This window comes from Occultella gossypii (assembly GCF_019947135.1).
Taxonomy (GTDB): Bacteria; Actinomycetota; Actinomycetes; order Actinomycetales; family Beutenbergiaceae; genus Occultella; species Occultella gossypii.
The window spans coordinates 89,400-106,098 of sequence record NZ_JAGSHT010000022.1 but is presented as its reverse complement, the minus strand read 5'-3'; the positions used below and the strand labels follow the sequence as shown (position 1 = coordinate 106,098).

Sequence of the window (16,699 nt, the reverse complement as noted above, 5' to 3'; positions counted from 1 at the left end):
CGCAGGGCCTCAGACCTTGGCGTACCGGGCCCGGCCGAAGGAGTACACCCCGTAGAACGCGATCCCGAACGCGACGACGGTGAGCAGCACTGATCCGAATGGCAGTTCGAGCAGGGACCGAAGCGCCCCGTCCAGCCCCTCTGCCCCCTCGGGATCCGACTGCACGGCGGCCACCACGAACAGACCTCCCACGATGGCCAGCGCGACCCCCTTGGCGATGTACCCGAGGCGTCCCGCCCAGGTGACCCACCGCCCCGGGTTCTCGCGCAGGTCCCTCAGGAACGTCGACCGGACGCCCTTGACGACGTGGTAGATCCCGACGCCGATCACCACGGCGCCAACCACCGCGACCAGGATCCGGCCGAACGGCTGGGCCATCAGCGTCCCGGTCATGCTCGAAGTCTGCTCGCCGCCGCCGGACGACCCGCCGGCCGCGATCCGCAGGGCCGTGCCGGCCAGCACCAGGTACAGGACCGCCTTGCCGAGGTTCTTGACCTTGTCCTTGGCCTCGCCGGGGCCGATCAGCTCGGTGAGCTGCCACAGCCCGAGCAGCGCGAACCCAGCCGTGACCGCCCAGAGCAGCACGGCACCCACCGGGGTGGACCCGAGCTGGGTGAACGCGCCCGAGGAGTCGGCCGAGCCGGACCCGCCGCCCCACGCCAGCTGCAGGGCGAGCCACCCGATCAGCAGGTGCAGCACGCCGCTGGCGGCGTAGCCGACGCGGGCACCGGCACGCACGACCGGGTTGTCACCGGCGTCGGAGGCGGCATTGCGGACGGTCCCTGACATGCCCCAAGCCTCGCATCGGCGCTCGCTCCCCGCGAGCGGACCGGCGAGGTCGTCGCCAGGCCCTCGAGCCAGCCCGATCCCGCCGACTGGATCGAGGGCTTCAGGACCATGTCGACGCGGGTCGCTCCCCGTGCCTCGGCCTCCGGAGCCATAGCCTCGCCCGGTGACCGAGCCCGACTTCCTGACCGCCACCCGCGCCGCCTATGACACGGTCGCCGTCGACTACGAGTCGCTGCTGCGCGACGAGCTCGCCGGCAACGCGCTCGACCGCGCCCTGCTCGGCGCGTTCGCCGAGGACGTCCTGGCCGACGGCGCGGGTCCGGTCGCGGATCTGGGCTGCGGTCCGGGGCGGGTCACCACGCACCTCGCTTCGCTCGGGCTGGACGTGTTCGGCCTCGATCTCTCACCCGCGATGGTCGACGTCGCGCGCGGACGCCTCCCCGAGCTGCGGTTCGTGGTCGGATCACTGCTGGATCTCGAGGCCGCGGGCATCGCGCCGGGCTCGCTCGCCGGGGCGGTGGCCTGGTACTCGATCATCCACACCCCGCCGGCGCAGCTGCCGCGGGTGTTCGCCGAGTTCCGGCGGGCCCTGCGGCCGGGCGGGCGGCTGCTGCTCGCGTTCCAGGCCGGCGATCACCGGGCGAAGCACCTGGAGCGGGGCTACGGGCACGAGATCGACCTGGACGCCTACCGGCTCGACCCGGACACGATCGCCGGCCTGCTCGGGCAGGCCGGCTTCGTAGCCGGCACCACCACGATCCGCCAGGCGCGCGGACCCGAGACCACGCCGCAGGCGTACCTGCAGGTGACGACGCCCGACGACTGAGGGATCGCCCGCGGACCTCCGCGTATCCTCGTCGCATGTCCACCCCACCCCGCCCACCCGCCGTCGACCCCGGCCCGGGTGCGCTGGCGTCGGCCGCGACGGGGCATCGCGGACTGCTCACCGAACGGATCGCACGCGAGCTCGAGCATGACATCCGGACCGGTGCGATCGCCGTCGGTGCGAAGCTCGCGTCCGAGCGGGAACTCGCGATCCAGTTCGGTGCGAGCCGGGGCGTGGTACGTGAGGTACTGCGCCGGCTGGAGGCCCACCAGTTGATCGAGGTCGCACCCGGGCGGGGGTCCTTCGTGGCCGAGCAGTCCTCGGCGCAGGCCCGCGGCTACGACGGCCTGTACCGGGCCGAGCGGCCGACGGTGCGGCAGTTGATCGAGGCACGGATCCCGCTCGAGGTGGAGATCGTCGGGCTGGCGGCGCAGCGGGCGACCGCGGAGCAGCTCGAGGTGCTCGCCGAGATCAATGACCGCATCGAGTCCGCCACGGACGTCATCACCAAGGCCCGCGCCGACGTGGAACTGCATGATGCCATCGCGGTTGCGAGCGCCAACCCGGTGCTGCGCGTGATGCTCTCCTCGATCAGCGGGCTGATGTTCGAGATGATGCTCCGCTCCAACTCCGATCCGGCGATCTTCGAACCCGGCGTCCCGCATCACCCGGAGATCCTCGCCGCCCTGCGGGCCCGGGACGCGGACCTGGCCCGGCAGTACATGCGCGAGCACCTCGCGCTGGGTCTGCGCACCTACGGCGCCGATCTGGACGTGAGCCTGGACGTCATGGCCACCCGGCACATCGAGACCCTGCTCGGACGGGACGACGCGCGCTGACCAGCGCCTTTGGAACCCTGCCGCATCCCTGTTAGGTTCCAACTGGTCCTACCGGTTGGACCAGTTCGCCGTCGCGGTCCGACGCACCCCAGAAGAGAGTCCCTCGCATGACCATGCCACCGATCCGGCGCCGTCGCCGCGCAGCCGAGCGCAGCCGCGCTGCCGGCCCCGTCGCACACGCCAAGCATGCCCTGAGCCGCAGGTCGTTCGGCGCGCTCGTCGCCGCCACCGCCGGCGCCGCCACCCTGAGCGCCTGCGCGTCCGGTCCGCGCACCGCGGACCCGAACGCGCCGCTGCGGATCATGGCGATCAACCACGTCTGGTCGCAGGCGATCGCCGAGTACCTGCCGGAGTTCGAGGACCTCGTCGGACGGCGCGTCTCGATGCGCCTGCTCACCGCGGACCAGCTCTCGAACAGCTACAACGTGAAGCTGAACGCCTCCGCCACCGATATCGACGTGATGATGGTCCGGGCCCTGCAGGAACAGATCCTGTTCACCCGCAACGGCTGGCTGGCTGACCTCACCGACCTCGTCGAGGGGGACGCCGCCTACGACTGGGAGGACTTCCAGGACGCCCCGCGCGAGCGCTCCGTCACCGCCGAGCAGGTGGTCAGCGTGCCCGTCGTCACCGAACGCCCCGCGCTGTACTACCGCAAGGACCTCCTCGAGCCCTTCGGCGGCGCCCCGGCGACGCTCGACGAGATGCTGGACATCTCCCTCGAGCTGGCGGACCGCGACAACGGCTTCTTCGGCTATGTGGGCCGCGGGCAGCGCAGCGGCGCGGTCACCCAGTGGTCGAGCTTCCTGTACTCGTTCGGCGGCGACTTCACCATCGACGGGCAGTCGGGCATCGGCACGCCCGAGGCGATCGCCGCCTACGAGTTCTACGGCCGCCTGCTCAACGAGGCCGGCCCGCCCGGGGTCACGAACATGAGTCTCGAGCAGGCCATGCCGATCTTCGCCCAGGGCAAGGCCGCGTTCTACATCGACGCGGACGCGATCTACTCCAACTTCCTGGACCCGGGCATCTCGACGGTCATCGACACCGTCGGCTTCGCCCCGTTCCCGGCCGGGCCCGCCGGCTCGGTCCCGCACAACATCCCGTCCTGGAGCCTCGGCATCAACGAGTTCTCGCTGCTGCGCGACGACTCCTGGGAGTTCATCCGATGGGCCTCCAGCCCCGAGATGGTCGCCCGCCTGCAGGCGGACGGCATCCCTGGCGCCCGCCAGTCCGCTTGGGACGACGCGGCCACCCTCGAGGCCTTCCCACCGGACCTCGCCGAATCGATGCGGATCAACGCCGAGAACGGCAAGGGCACCGACCGCCCGGACGTGATCCAGGTGGGCCGCGCCCGCGACATCGTGGGCCGCCCGCTCGTGGCCGGGATCCTCGGCGAGTCGGTGCCGCCGGTCGCGGCGGACGCCGACGCCGAGTTCGCCGACTTCCTCGTCCGTGACAACCGCCAGCGGGAGTTCTGATGCCCACACCCACCAGCACCGAGGCACCCACCGCGGCCCAGCGCACGGCCGCACCCGTGGACCGGGGCACCACCCGCCGCGGACGCAAGGTCCTCACCTTCGAGCAGGCGAACCGCCGGCTGAAGTGGAGCCTGCTCTCCCCGGCCCTCGGCTTCGTCGCTCTGATGATCATCTTCCCGCTCGTGTTCACGGTGAATCTGAGTCTCACCGACGCGTTCGGTGCGGTGAACGCGGACAACGTCTACATCGGCCTGCAGAACTTCGCCGACGCCCTCACCGACACCCGCAGGTTCTGGCCCGCGGTCTGGCGCACCGTGTACTTCACGGTGGGCGCGGTGGCGCTGGAGACCGTGCTCGGCCTCGCCCTGGCGATGCTGATGCGCAAGGCGTTCCGCGGCATGGAGATCGTCCGCACCGTCCTGATGGTCCCGCTGCTGGCCACCCCGGTCGCGATCGGCATCCTCTGGCTGCTGATCCTGGACCCCACGAACGGCATCGCGAACCATCTGCTCGGGTTCGTCGGGATCCCGCCCCAGGAGTTCCTCGGCTCCGTGAGCCAGTCCCTGCCCACCCTGATGCTCATCGACGTGTGGCAGTGGACCCCGATGATGACGCTGCTGCTGCTCGCCGGGCTGTCCACGCTGCCCGAGGAACCGGAGGAGGCCGCGCTGATGGACGGCGCGAACGCGTGGCAACGGTTCCGGCACATCATCCTGCCGATGCTGCGCACCACGGTGCTCACTGCGCTGGTGTTGCGCGGCGTGGACGCGTTGAAGACGTTCGACGTCATCTACGCCACGAAGGGACCGGGCGGTGGTTCCGGCTTCGAGGCCGAGACCCTGAACGTGTACGCCTACGGGCTCACCTTCGACTACCAGGAGTACGGCCTCGCCTCAGCGGTGCTGGTCCTGTTCACCCTGTTCATCGTCGCCATCGTGGTGCTGCTGCGCCGCCGGACCGGAAGGACCGAGGCATGAGCACCGCTGTGGCCTCCGCCCCCACCAAGCCCACCGCACCGCGCCCGACGGCGCCCGGTCGCCGGCGCCGCAAGGGTCGCGTCGCCGCATGGTTGCGTGCCGTGACGATCACGGTGGTCTGCCTGGTCGTCGCGCTGCCGGTGATCTGGATGATCGCGGCCGCGTTCAAGACGAACGTGCAGGTCACCGACCCCACGGTGGGGCTGATCTTCTCCCCCACCCTGGAGAACTTCCGCAACGCCCTGGCCGACGGTGCGATCCTGAGGTCGCTCGGCAACTCCCTGATCGTGGGCGTCGTCTCCACCGTGCTGAGCGCCGTCATCGCTGTTCCGGCCGCCTGGGCCGTGGGCCGGTTCTCGATGGGCCGCACCGGCTCCCTGGTGCTCGTGGCCCGGATCGTGCCGGCCATCTCGCTGCTGGTGCCCTGGTACTACCTGTTCGCCCAGCTCGGCCTGGTGGGCAGCTACACCGTGCTGGTCCTGAGCCACATGTTCGTCTCCGTGCCGCTGATCCTGTGGATCATGATCGGCTTCTTCGAGGGTCTGCCGATCGAGCTCGAGGAGGCGGCCCGCACCGACGGACTGAGCGCCTTCGGTGCGTTCCTGCGGATCGCCCTGCCGCTCGCGGCACCCGGCACCGCCTCCGCCGCGGTGCTCGCGTTCATCTTCAGCTGGAACAACTTCCTGTTCGCGCTGATCCTGGCCGACGAGAACACCATGACCATGCCGGTCACCCTGTTCAACTTCATCTCCTACGCCAGCACCGACTGGGGTGGGCTGATGGCCGCCGCCACCCTGATGACGATCCCCGTGGTGCTGGCCGCCGTCTTCGGCCAGAAGTACCTGGTGGCCGGCCTCACCGCCGGCGCCACGAAGGGCTGACCGGCGCCGCCCGGTCCATGCACGCCGCCGGCCACCCGGCACCATCCCATCCGAACCACCACAGGAAGAGCCCTCATGAAGATCGTCGACGCGAAGGTCGTCGTCACCAGCCCCGGCCGGAACTTCGTCACCCTGCAGCTGACCACCGACGAGGGCGTCACCGGACTGGGTGACGCGACCCTGAACGGGCGCGAGCTCGCCGTGGTGAGCTACCTGCAGGACCACGTGGTCCCGCTGCTGCTCGGCACCGACCCGCACCGGATCGAGGACACCTGGCAGTCGCTGTACCGGGGCGCCTACTGGCGCCGCGGCCCGGTGACCATGGCCGCCATCGCAGCGGTCGACGTCGCACTGTGGGACATCAAGGCCAAGGTGGCCGGGCTGCCGCTGTACCAGCTGCTCGGCGGCGCCAGCCGGGACCGGGTGCGCACCTACGGGCACGCGAACGGCGCCAGCATCCCCGAGCTCTTCGACTCGGTCCGTGGGCTGCTCGAGCAGGGCTACCAGAGCATCCGGATCCAGACCGGGGTGCCCGGGCTCAAGGCCGTCTACGGCGTGCACGCCGCCGGTGCTCATGCGGCGAACCCGACCCGGCTCGATCAGCGCGTGCTGCCGGCCGTGGAGGACTGGGACACCGGCGCCTATCTGCGCCACATCCCGAGCGTGTTCGAGGCCGTCCGCAACGAGTTCGGCCCAGATCTGCCCCTCCTGCACGACGCCCACCACCGGCTCACCCCGATCCAGGCGGCGCGGCTGGGCAAATCCCTGGAGCCCTACGACCTGTTCTGGCTCGAGGACTGCACACCGGCCGAGAACCAGGACGGACTGCGCCTCGTCCGCGAGCACACCACCACCCCGCTCGCCATCGGCGAGGTGTTCAACACCGTGTTCGACTACCAGACCCTCGTCGACGAGCAGCTGATCGACTACGTGCGCTCCGCCGTCACCCACTTCGGCGGGGTCTCACCGCTGAAGAAGCTGTTCGACTACGCCGCCCAGCACCAGATCAAGAGCGCCATCCACGGACCGGAGGACATCTCCCCCGTCGGCATGGCGGCCGCGATCCACCTGGACCTCGCCATCCACAACTTCGGCATCCAGGAGTACTCGGGCCACACGGAGCTCACCAATGAGGTGTTCCGGCACGCCTACACGTTCTCCGACGGGCACCTGCACCCGGGCGAAGCGCCCGGCATCGGCGTGGAACTGGACCTCGAGCTCGCCGCCGCGCACCCGTACCAGCAGGCCTACCTGCCCACGAACCGCCTGCAGGACGGCACCGTGCACGACTGGTGATCCACCCCGCAGCCTGAGCACGCCGCGCGCCCTGTCCTCGTTCGAGGGCAGGGCGCCGTCGTTCGTCGGTGGTGCCCGCCGGCCCTTGCAGTTTTGCGCAGTACCCGCTGGAGTCGGGCCAACACCCGCCACACCGAAGTGGAGTCACCATGCGCCCCTCCCAGCGGCTGCTCGCCGTCGTCGTCGTCGGTGCCGTCACGGCCGCGCTGACCGCGGGCGTCACCGGCGGAGCCGAACCCGCCGCGGCGGCCCCGCCGGCTGCCGACGGGCCGGTCGGCCCATCGGTGTACGCGACGATGCCCGAGGACCCGCTCGCCGTGGTGCTCGGCAGCCCCGAGTTCCCCGTGCACGGCGACGGGGTCGGTGACGACACCGCCGTCATCCAGGCCGCGATCGACGAGGCGTCTCGGCGTGGCGGGGAGAACTGGCTCGGCAACATCGTCGGCGGCGCTCGCGGCCTCGAGGTCGGTGACGGCGGTGGGCTCGTCTTCGTCCCCGAAGGCATCTACCGGGTCACCGAACGCCTGGACCTGCACGCATCGGTGCGCCTGATCGGCTTCGGCTCGGCCCGGCCGGAGTTCTACGTGGCGCCGGCGACGCCGGCCTTCGCCGGTGCGCCGGAGTTCGTGTTCGCGGCCACCCGCCGGCCGTTCGTGCCGGGCGCCCCGGTGACGTTCGGCAACAACGACACGTTCGGCACCGGCCTGGTCAACGTGAACGTCGTTGTCGCCGAGCGCAATCCCGGCGCCGTCGGGGTGCGCTTCGGCGGCGCCCAGATGTTCCTGCTCCAGGACGTGGGCATCACTCTCGCCGACGGCTACGCCGGCATCGACCACAACGCGAACCTGCTGCAGCGGGTCACGGTCCGTGGGGGCCAGTTCGGCCTCCTGGCGTTCGCGGCCTCGCCGGGCTGGCAGACCACCATCCTCGACTCGACCTTCGCCGGGCAGCAGGTCGCGGCGATCCGGCTGCACACCGACGCCAAGCTCAGCATCGTGCGCACCCGGTTCACGGACGCGGCGGCCGGGATCGAGACGATCCCGGCCTCCTCGCAGCGCCTGGTCATCGAGGACTCCCTCTTCGAGCGGATCGCCGGGCCGGTGATCACGCTGAACGACTCCGCGTCGATCCCGGCCACCTCCGAGCCGGACCTCGTCCAGGCACAGAACCAGCTCAACGTCCTCAATACCGGGGTCATCGACTCGGGGCCGCTGCTGCGCACGCTGCCGAGTGCCACCACCTGGACCTCCCCGCACGCCGGCTACCGGGTCAACGAGGCCACCCTGGGACTGCGCGTCACCGACGCCCTCGGCGATGCCGAGTCCCGCAGCATCGACGTGCTCCTCGACGCCACCCGGGCCCCCGCCGCCGTCCTCGAGCGGGTCCTGCGCAGCGACATCGCCCTCCCGCCGGCGACCACCGACTGGGTCAACGTCGCCGAGTACGCCGCCGAGCACGGCGTGAGCGTCGGTTCGGGTACCGAGGACGACCTCGCGATCTTCCAGCAGGCGCTCGACGAGCACGACACCGTCTATGTCCCCATGGGTGCCTATCTGCTCACCGACACCCTGCGGCTCCGACCGTCCAACGACCTGATCGGGCTGCACCCGCGCCAGACCTGGCTCACCATCCCGGACGGGTCGGACGCGTTCGCCGACCCGGACGACCCCCGTGCGATCGTGCAGACGCCGCCGGGTGGGCGCAACACCGTGTCCGGCCTCGGCCTGGACACCGCGCCGGTCAACCCGGGCTCGGTCCACGTGCGCTGGCAGGCGGGCGCGCAGAGCCAGCTCTCGGACGTCGTCACCCAGTTCGTCAAGTGGGCGCCCGAGGAGATCCGGCCGGGCGATCCGGCCCCCGGCGATCCCGGCTACGGCCACCGCGGCGTGGGCCGGTACAACTTCTGGGTGGACGGCGGCGGCGGCTCGTTCCTGAACCTCTGGGCGGTCGCCGGCTGGGCGGACAACGGGTTCCTGGTGGAGAACACCTCGGTGCCGGGGCGCGTCTACGAGATCTCCGTCGAGCACCACCGCTACCGCGAGGTCGTCCTGCGCGACGTGCGCAACTGGGTCCTGCGCGCCGTGCAGACCGAGGACCATATCTACGGCTGGGAGTCCCAGGCCGTCGAGCTGGAGCGCGTGCGGGACGTGACGTTCACGAACACCGTCTTCTTCCGGGTCGCGACCGTCCTCGGGCCCTACCCGTACGCCGTCGGGATCGTCGACTCGACCGGTGTCGTGGTCCGCGGGACCCGGGGCTACCGACCAGACAACGTCGCGAACACCCGCTGGGGTGCGACCGTCGCGGACGTCGGCAGCGGTCGCAGCGTTCCCGAGCTCGAGGTCGCGTACCTAGGCATCGGCCAGTCCGGGCCGGGCGCACGCCCGGCGGGCCTACGGATCGGGCTCGACGATGCCGCACTCACCCTTCTGCCCGGCGAGAGCGCCGAGACAGTGCTGACCATCGTGACCCTCGACCCCGCCCCGCTGGAGGAGGTGCAGGTGGCGATCGAGGGCACCGACGACCTCGACGTCGCACTCGGCCCGGCCCCCGCGCGGCTCCTGCGCGGCGACGAGGCCGGCATCCCGGTGACCGTGGCCGCGAGCGCGACGGCGGCCGACGGCACGACCGATCTCGTCGCGACCTTCACCTTCACCGCCCAGGGATCTCGCACGGTGGTCGAAGTTCCGATCACGGTGCGCGTGGGCGCCGACAACCTCGCCCTCGGCGCCCCGGTGAGCGCCTCGTCGGTGCTGTCCGGCAACGTCGCGACCAACGCCGTCGACGGGAACGTCTCGGGCGGACGGTGGATCTCCGGGGCAGGCGACCCCGTGCCCACCCTGACCATCGACCTCGGTGCCCCGGCAGACCTGCGCGAGGCCGTCATCCACAGTGGCGTCGCGGGTTCGGATGCCCTGCGCGTGCACACGGTCGAGGTCGACGCCATGATCGACGGCGAGTGGCAGCTGATCGGTCGGGTGGAGGCCAACGACGCGAGCCCCGTCACCGTGCCGCTCGAGGGCGCCGAACGCGTGCGCGAGGTGCGGTTGCGGTTCACCCGCCCGAGCGCGAGCGACGGCCTCGCCCGCGTCTTCGAGGTGGCTGTCCTGGGCACGCGCTGAGGTCAGCGGCCCATGTGGGTCAGCCCGGTTCCGGCCTCTCGCGAGCCGCCTCACCCGCGGAGTCCCGGAGGCGCCGCCGCAGGCGGTTCCCGGACCAGATGACGAGTGCGGCACAGGCCCCGAAGGCGATGGCCACCACGACGCTCATGACCGCGACCATCCCGTAGCCCTGCTCGCGCGGGTCCAGGAACGGATACGGATACCAGTCGACCAGGGCGCCCCGGACGAGGCTGTAGACGAGGTACGCGACCGGGATGACCATCCAGGCGAGCAAGTGCTTCGTGGTCAGCCGGGTCCGCGGCGGCGTGATCAGCCAGTCCACCAATACGAGGATCGGCACCACCATGTGCAGCACGACGCTGGCGTAGGCCGGCGTCTGCACATCCACACCGAGCAGCAGGGTATTGGCTACGACTCCGGTCAGGAGCAGGAACGTCACGGCTGCGCCGCGGACACCGTCCGGTACCGGCCGCACCAGCGACACGGCGAACAGGACGGCGGCGAACACGTTGCTGAGAATCGTGAAGTAGCTGAAGTGGTTCGACGGGTTGTAGCGGTCACCGGTCACGACGATCAGGTAGGCCTCGGCGCTGATCACCAGTGTCACGACGAGCGCCCGCACCACCGTGCTCGGCCAGTGCCGGGCTCCCCCGGGCCCACGGGTCGGGTCGCTCGCTACCGTCATGGTGCTCCTGTGCTCGGGCGGCATCGGGACCGCTCGCGCGCCGACGGCGCGGCCGGCCGCGCCGGGCCAGGGTCGCAGAGGTCCCAACCGGGCCGCAACCCTCGCATCGAGACGTCCGCCGATCGCTCCGCATGGTCGGATCTCGCTCAGAGGTGGGCGGCGAGCTCGGCCAGGAAGGTCTTCTTCGTCTGGGCACCCACGAGGGTCTTCACGACTTCGCCACCGACGTAGAGGTTGAAGGTCGGAATGGAGACGACCCCGTACTTCGCCAACGTCTCGGGGTTCGCGTCGGCGTCGAGCTTGACGAACTTGATCCGGTCCCCATGCTCGGTGGCGAGTTCTTCGATGATGGGCTCGGTGCGTCGGCAGGGCGCGCACCAGGTGGCCCAGATATCGACGAGCACCGGCTTGTCGGAGTCCAGCACCTCCTTGTCGAACGTGGTGTCGGTGACGGCAATGACGTCGCTCATGCTCACTCCTTGTGGTTGGTACTCGTGGGCTGCAGGCTGGCGATCAGTTCTTCGACGCGGCGCCTGATCTCATCGCGCACCGGGCGCACGGCCGCCACGCTCTTGCCGGCCGGGTCCTCCAATTCCCAGTCCTCGTACCGCTTGCCCGGGAAGATCGGGCAGGCGTCCCCGCAGCCCATGGTGATGACCACGTCCGAGGCCCGCACGGCCTCGGTGGTCAGGACCTTCGGCTGCTCGGCGGCGATGTCGATCCCGACCTCGGCCATGGCCGCCACCGCCGAGGGGTTGATCTGGTCGGCCGGCGCGGACCCGGCCGAGCGGACCTCGATCGCGCCGCCGGACAGATGGGACAGCCAGGCGGCCGCCATCTGGGAGCGGCCCGCGTTGTGCACGCAGACGAACATGACACTGGGACGGTCGGTCATCGTGGTGACTTCCTTCGGGTGGCGGGTGAGGTCAGGCCGGTAGCGGGGCCAGGTGGGCTGCGAGGGCGCTCGCGCGACGCTCCAGGTCGGCCAGGGCGTCGTCGAACGCGGCCGGGGTGCCCGGGCCGATCGGGTCGGGCACCGACCAGTGCACGTCGACGGGGATGCGCAGTTCCTCGTGCGCCCGGTCGCAGACCGTGACCACCAGGTCGTCGCGTGCCCGGACGGCCTCGACGTGCTGGGGGGTGATGGCCGGCAGGTCCAGGCCGTGGCGCCGGGCCGCAGCCGTCGCACCCGGGGCGATCCGCGCTGCGGGGTGGGTGCCGGCGGAAGCCGTGGGAACCGTGCTGAGCTGGCGCCACACCGCGGTGGCCAGGTGCGAGCGGGCCGAGTTCGCGGTGCACACGAACAGCACCCGCGCGACCTCCCGCACCGGCCGCACCTGCAACGCGGTCAGGGTGTCCGGCACCAGGCGCACGTACCACCGGCGCCCGTCCCCCTCCGACCGGGTCCGGACCACCATGCGCTCCCGCTCGAGGACCTTCAGGTGATGGGCCAACAGGTTCGACCCGACGCCCAGCAGTTCGGCAAGGTCCGACGGCGCAGCATCGCCCAGCGCCAGCGCGTCCACGATCTGCAGCCGCGCCGGATCCGCCAGCGCGGCATGCAGCGCCGCTCGTCGCGCGACGTCGACCACTCGCTCAGTGCTCATTGCCTCAATACTCGTTGCTCTAAATGCCGGTGTCAACACCAAGGCGCCCCGCCCTGGGAAGGGCGGGGCGCCGTCGGGCACCGTTCCTGCTCGGCTCAGCCGGAGACCGGGGCGGCCTCACGCGCGGCGTCCGTGTCGCCGTCGCCGGCCTCGTCCCCGGCGGAGGAGTCGGCCACCTCGGCGTCGTGGCCGTGGCGTCGCTCGAGCTTCGCACCCTCGACGTCGACGTCCGGCAGGATCCGGTCCAGCCAGCGGGGCAGCCACCAGGCCTTGTCGCCGGCCAGGTGCATCAGGGCGGGGATGATCAGCATCCGCACCACGAACGCGTCGACGAGCACCCCGAACGCCAGCGCGAAGCCGATCGGCCGGATCATCGCGCTGTGCGAGAACACGAACCCGCCGAACACCGAGATCATGATGATCGCGGCGGCGGTGACCACGGTCCTACCGGCTCGCACGCCCTGCACCACCGCGACGCGCGCCGGAGCGCCGTGGGCGTACGCCTCACGCATTCCGGTGCCGAGGAACAGCATGTAGTCCATCGCCAAGCCGAACAGGATGCCGACCAGGATCGTCGGCAGGAAGTTCAGGATCGGGCCGGGGCTGTCCACCCCGAAGACCGGGGCGAGCCAGCCCCACTGGTAGATCGCGACCACCCCGCCGAGCGCGGCGAAGTAGGACAGGATGAACCCGAGGGTGGCGATGACCGGCACGAAGACCGACCGGAACACCAGGATCAGGATGAGCAGGGACAGCCCGACCACCACGGCGAGGTAGATCGGCAACGCATCGGCGAGCTTCTCCGAGATGTCGATGTTGCCGCTCGCGGAGCCGGCCACCCCGATCTCGTAGACGCCCTCGATCGGTGAAGCGTCCCGCAAGGTGTGGACGAGGGTCTCGGTGGACTCGCTGGTCGGCCCTTCCGCGGGGACCACCTGGAAGGCGATGACGCTGAAGTCCTCGGAGGTACCGATCGGCGCGACCGCGACGACGTCCTCCTGTGCGAACAGAGCCTGGCCGATCTCGACCTGCGCGAGCAGCGCATCCTGCTCGCCTGCGCCCTCGGGAAGGTCCGCGACGACGAGCAGCGTGCCGTTGCGGCCTTCGCCGAACTCCTCGGCGATGGTCGTGTAGGCGCGGTACTGCGTGGAGTCGGCTGACTCCGTGGAACCGTCGGGCAGGTTCAGGCGCAGGTCGAGCGCGGGCAGGGCGATGATCACCAGCGCCGCGATCCCGATCACCACGCGACCGATGGCCCGGGCGGTGGACATCGGCTGCGGTGCGGCGGGGGCGGCCGGAGTGGTGCCGTTCTCGGTACCGGCGGCGAGCGCGGCCCGCTCCTTGCGGGAGAGGATGCGGGTGCCGACCAGTCCGAGCAGCGCCGGGGTCAGCGTGATCGCGATGAGCACCGCGACCAGGATGCAGAACGCGCCGACGGTGCCCATCAGGCCGAGGAACGGGATCCCGGTGATGTTCAGCGCCAGCAGCGCGATCAGCACGGTTGCGCCGGCGAACACGACCGCGTTGCCGGAGGTGCCGTTCGCGAGCCCGATCGAGGAGTGCAGGTCCTCGCCGTGCTTGAGCTGGCGGCGGTGCCGGTTGATGATGAACAGGGAATAGTCGATGCCGACCGCGAGACCGAGCATGAGTCCGAGCACCGGGGTGACGGACACCATCTCGACCACGCCGGACAGGGACAGCGACGCGAGCGCGCCGATGCCCACGCCGATCAGCGCGGTGAGGATCGGTAGTCCGGCACCGATGAGCGTGCCGAGCATGACGATCAGGACGATGGCGGCGACCAGCAGGCCGAGCACCTCGCCGACGCCGAACAGCTCCGGGATGCCCTGGGTGATGTCGGAGGAGAGGTCGATGGTGACGCCGTCGATCGATTCGTCGAACACCTCGACCACGGCGTCCTTGGTCTCCTGCGGGATGGACAGCTGCGGATCCTCGAACGCGATCGTGGCGAGCGCGGTCGCGCCGTCGGAGGCCACCTGGCGGGTCTCGGCGGCCATCTCGAGCAGCGCCGCACCCATCTCCAGGCCGGCGCGCTGGGCCGCGAGCTCGGGGGTCTCGCCCTGCGCCGCGGCCAGTTCGAGCTGGGCGAGACCGCCCTCGATCTCGGCCTGCTGGGCGGCGCGCTGCTCCTCGGTGACGAACGGGTCGATCACGGTCGTGACGCCGTCGACGGCGCTCGCCTCGGCGAGCAGCTCCTCGATCTGGACGAGCTGCTCGGCGGTGAACGGGCTTCCGTCCTCGGTCTGCAGCACGACCGTGCCGGTGCCGCCGGAGGCTTCGGGGAACTCGTCCGCGAGCCGGTCGGTGACCGTGGTGGTCGGGGTTCCGGGGATGGAGATGCTGGTCGCGAGGGTGCCGCCCGCCACCGCGAACGCGCCGCCGGCGATCACCAGGATGGCGAGCCAGACTGCGATCACGGTGCGGGCCCGGCGCGCCGCGAAGCGGCCGAGGCGATAGAGGAGTTCAGCCATGGGGTTCCTTGAGCTCGTAGTCAGCTGGATGTGTCGGTGGAGCGGTGGCCGTTGCGGGTCGCGGCGATGAGTCTTTCGAGCAGTTCCGACCAGATGCGTCGGGACTCGTCGTCCACGGCGGCCGCGGTGGCCTCGAACCAGTACCGGTGCAGCACCACGAGACCGCCGAAGAGCGCGCTCACCATGAGATGGATGTCGAGCAGCTCGGTCTGGGGGTGGCGGCGGGTGAGTTCCTCCGAGAGCCGCTCGCTGATGTCGGTGAACGTGCTCAGCAGCATCACGGCCTGGCGGGGGGAGGCGACCGGATCCTCCATCCCGATCACCCGGGTCAGATACGCCATCGGCGGCACCAGATCGGTGGCCCGAAGCACTTCGACGACCTCGTCGAACATGTCGCCGGTGGCCGTGGTGGGGGTCCGCGCGGTGAACTCGTCCAGGAGCCCGCCGAGCACCTCGCTGCAGACAGTGGTGACGATCTCGTCGATCGAGGCGAAGTGGTTGAAGACCGTGCGGCGGGAGACGTCCGCGCGTGCCGCCAGCTCGTCCACCGTGAACGTGGCGACCCCGGTCTCGTCGATCAGGGCGGCAGCCGCGTCGATGATTGCGCGGCGGTGACGCGCCTTGAGCGCGGCGCGGCGGTCGCCGCCGGGTGGGATCCGAAGCACTTGATGACACTAAGTGCACCGATGCACTCAGTGCAATGAAACGTGGGTCGACCGTCCTGTGACCTTGACCACGGAACCTGCGCCCGCACGTCGAGAGCGGCGTGTCGACGCGGTGGCGATGAGTTCCGGCCGGGCGGGAAGTCTGTTCCGGGTGAGCGGCGGAGGGCAGCCGCGCGCCATCGACCGGCACCAGAGATCACGGAGAACCTCATGAGCACCACCCCAGAGCGCACCGCCACCACGGCCGAGCAGCCAGGCCACCCGCCCGTCGTCGACATGACCACCTGGCAGGCCGCCAGGGACGAGCTCCTGGCCCGCGAGAAGGCCCACACCCATGCCGGTGACGCGATCGCCGCGGCCCGTCGCCGGCTGCCCATGGTGGAGGTCGACGGCACCGTCGAGGTCACCGGCCCGGATGGCCCGGTGCCGTTCCTGGACCTGTTCGCCGGCCGTGACGAGCTCATGGTCTACCAGCACATGTGGCACGACGGAGCACTGCACCAGGGGCAGTGCGAGGGCTGCACCGTTGCCGCCTGGCACCTGCAGGACGCCGTCTATCTCAACGCCCGCGGCGTCTCGATGGCCATCGTGACCACCGGCGTGTGGGAGGAGGTGGCCCCCTATGTCGCGTTCATGGGCTACACCCAGCCCTGGTACTCGGTGCATGGCTTGGACGCTCCGATCGGCGGAGACATGGGAAACCTCACCTTCTTCCTGCGCGACGGCGACCGGGTCTACCTCACCTACTCCACGACCGGCCGGGGCAACGAGGTGGCCGGTCCGTTCCAGCTGCTCGACATGACTGCGTACGGCCGCGGCGAGGCGTGGGAGGACAGCCCCGACGGCTGGCCCGAGGGGCAGCACGCGTGCTGGTACTGGCGCGCGGACTCCGACGGGAACGCCACGTGGGACGGCACCAGCCGCCCGGTTCCGCAGTGGACTCGCCCCGGCGCCGGTCCCGTGGACACCCTCGGCAGGCACGGGCACCACCACTAGGAGGCGCACGACAGCGCCGGGGGCCTGGCCAGCCGTGCCGACC

Annotated in this window: 15 protein-coding genes; 8 read left to right on the top strand and 7 right to left on the bottom strand. The window is 70.8% G+C overall.

Translation table 11 applies throughout. The features are described from left to right. Nucleotides 1–9 precede the first annotated feature (9 nt). Nucleotides 10–789 carry a DUF1206 domain-containing protein gene (locus tag KCQ71_RS22475; protein WP_223410604.1) on the bottom strand — a complete coding sequence of 260 codons (780 nt, stop codon included), beginning with the start codon at nucleotides 787–789 and terminating at the stop codon, nucleotides 10–12. Between the two features lie 163 nt (nucleotides 790–952). On the opposite strand from KCQ71_RS22475, the gene KCQ71_RS22470 reads away from it, so the two are divergent. From KCQ71_RS22470 to KCQ71_RS22440, 7 genes are all read left to right on the top strand, one after another. Next, nucleotides 953–1,615, top strand: a complete 663-nt coding sequence (locus KCQ71_RS22470; RefSeq protein ID WP_223410602.1) for a class I SAM-dependent DNA methyltransferase — start codon at nucleotides 953–955, stop codon at nucleotides 1,613–1,615. Between the two features lie 35 nt (nucleotides 1,616–1,650). Further along, nucleotides 1,651–2,454 (top strand): FadR/GntR family transcriptional regulator, encoded by an 804-nt coding sequence (locus KCQ71_RS22465; protein WP_223410600.1) that lies wholly within the window; start codon nucleotides 1,651–1,653, stop codon nucleotides 2,452–2,454. 107 nt (nucleotides 2,455–2,561) lie between these two features. After that, nucleotides 2,562–3,935: an extracellular solute-binding protein gene (locus KCQ71_RS22460; RefSeq protein ID WP_223410598.1), complete on the top strand. Its 1,374-nt coding sequence runs from the start codon at nucleotides 2,562–2,564 to the stop codon at nucleotides 3,933–3,935. After that, nucleotides 3,935–4,912, top strand: coding sequence for a carbohydrate ABC transporter permease (locus KCQ71_RS22455; RefSeq protein WP_223410589.1), 978 nt, complete (start codon nucleotides 3,935–3,937; stop codon nucleotides 4,910–4,912). Before KCQ71_RS22460 ends, KCQ71_RS22455 begins: the two co-directional genes overlap by 1 nt. Beyond that, nucleotides 4,909–5,793: a carbohydrate ABC transporter permease gene (locus tag KCQ71_RS22450; RefSeq protein WP_223410587.1), complete on the top strand. Its 885-nt coding sequence runs from the start codon at nucleotides 4,909–4,911 to the stop codon at nucleotides 5,791–5,793. The genes KCQ71_RS22455 and KCQ71_RS22450 overlap by 4 nt, the downstream gene beginning before the upstream one ends. 75 nt (nucleotides 5,794–5,868) lie before the next feature. Continuing rightward, complete coding sequence (manD, locus tag KCQ71_RS22445; protein WP_223410585.1) at nucleotides 5,869–7,089, top strand: D-mannonate dehydratase ManD; 1,221 nt, start codon at nucleotides 5,869–5,871, stop codon at nucleotides 7,087–7,089. A 149-nt stretch (nucleotides 7,090–7,238) separates the two neighbouring features. After that, nucleotides 7,239–10,211, top strand: a complete 2,973-nt coding sequence (locus KCQ71_RS22440; protein WP_223410583.1) for a glycosyl hydrolase family 28-related protein — start codon at nucleotides 7,239–7,241, stop codon at nucleotides 10,209–10,211. Nucleotides 10,212–10,230: 19 nt separating this feature from the next. On the opposite strand, the gene KCQ71_RS22435 is transcribed toward KCQ71_RS22440, so the two are convergent. The 6 genes from KCQ71_RS22435 to KCQ71_RS22410 all read right to left on the bottom strand — a co-directional run bounded on the left by KCQ71_RS22435 (nucleotide 10,231) and on the right by KCQ71_RS22410 (nucleotide 15,660). Then, nucleotides 10,231–10,896 (bottom strand): Pr6Pr family membrane protein, encoded by a 666-nt coding sequence (locus KCQ71_RS22435; RefSeq protein ID WP_223410581.1) that lies wholly within the window; start codon nucleotides 10,894–10,896, stop codon nucleotides 10,231–10,233. 146 nt (nucleotides 10,897–11,042) lie between these two features. Then, the gene (trxA, locus tag KCQ71_RS22430) at nucleotides 11,043–11,366 is read right to left on the bottom strand and encodes a thioredoxin (protein WP_223410579.1); all 324 of its coding nucleotides are present in this window, start codon (nucleotides 11,364–11,366) and stop codon (nucleotides 11,043–11,045) included. 2 nt (nucleotides 11,367–11,368) lie between these two features. After that, on the bottom strand, nucleotides 11,369–11,791 hold the full coding sequence (locus KCQ71_RS22425) for an arsenate reductase ArsC (RefSeq protein WP_223410577.1): 423 nt from the start codon (nucleotides 11,789–11,791) through the stop codon (nucleotides 11,369–11,371). A gap of 31 nt (nucleotides 11,792–11,822) precedes the next feature. Beyond that, complete coding sequence (locus KCQ71_RS22420) at nucleotides 11,823–12,503, bottom strand: arsenate reductase/protein-tyrosine-phosphatase family protein (RefSeq protein ID WP_223410575.1); 681 nt, start codon at nucleotides 12,501–12,503, stop codon at nucleotides 11,823–11,825. Nucleotides 12,504–12,598: 95 nt separating this feature from the next. Beyond that, nucleotides 12,599–14,995, bottom strand: a complete 2,397-nt coding sequence (locus tag KCQ71_RS22415; protein WP_223410573.1) for an MMPL family transporter — start codon at nucleotides 14,993–14,995, stop codon at nucleotides 12,599–12,601. 20 nt (nucleotides 14,996–15,015) lie between these two features. Continuing rightward, nucleotides 15,016–15,660, bottom strand: a complete 645-nt coding sequence (locus KCQ71_RS22410; protein ID WP_223410571.1) for a TetR/AcrR family transcriptional regulator — start codon at nucleotides 15,658–15,660, stop codon at nucleotides 15,016–15,018. 210 nt (nucleotides 15,661–15,870) lie between these two features. Between KCQ71_RS22410 and KCQ71_RS22405 the strand changes: the two genes are divergently transcribed. Continuing rightward, nucleotides 15,871–16,656 (top strand): DUF899 family protein, encoded by a 786-nt coding sequence (locus tag KCQ71_RS22405; RefSeq protein ID WP_223410569.1) that lies wholly within the window; start codon nucleotides 15,871–15,873, stop codon nucleotides 16,654–16,656. The last annotated feature ends 43 nt before the right edge of the window (nucleotides 16,657–16,699 follow it).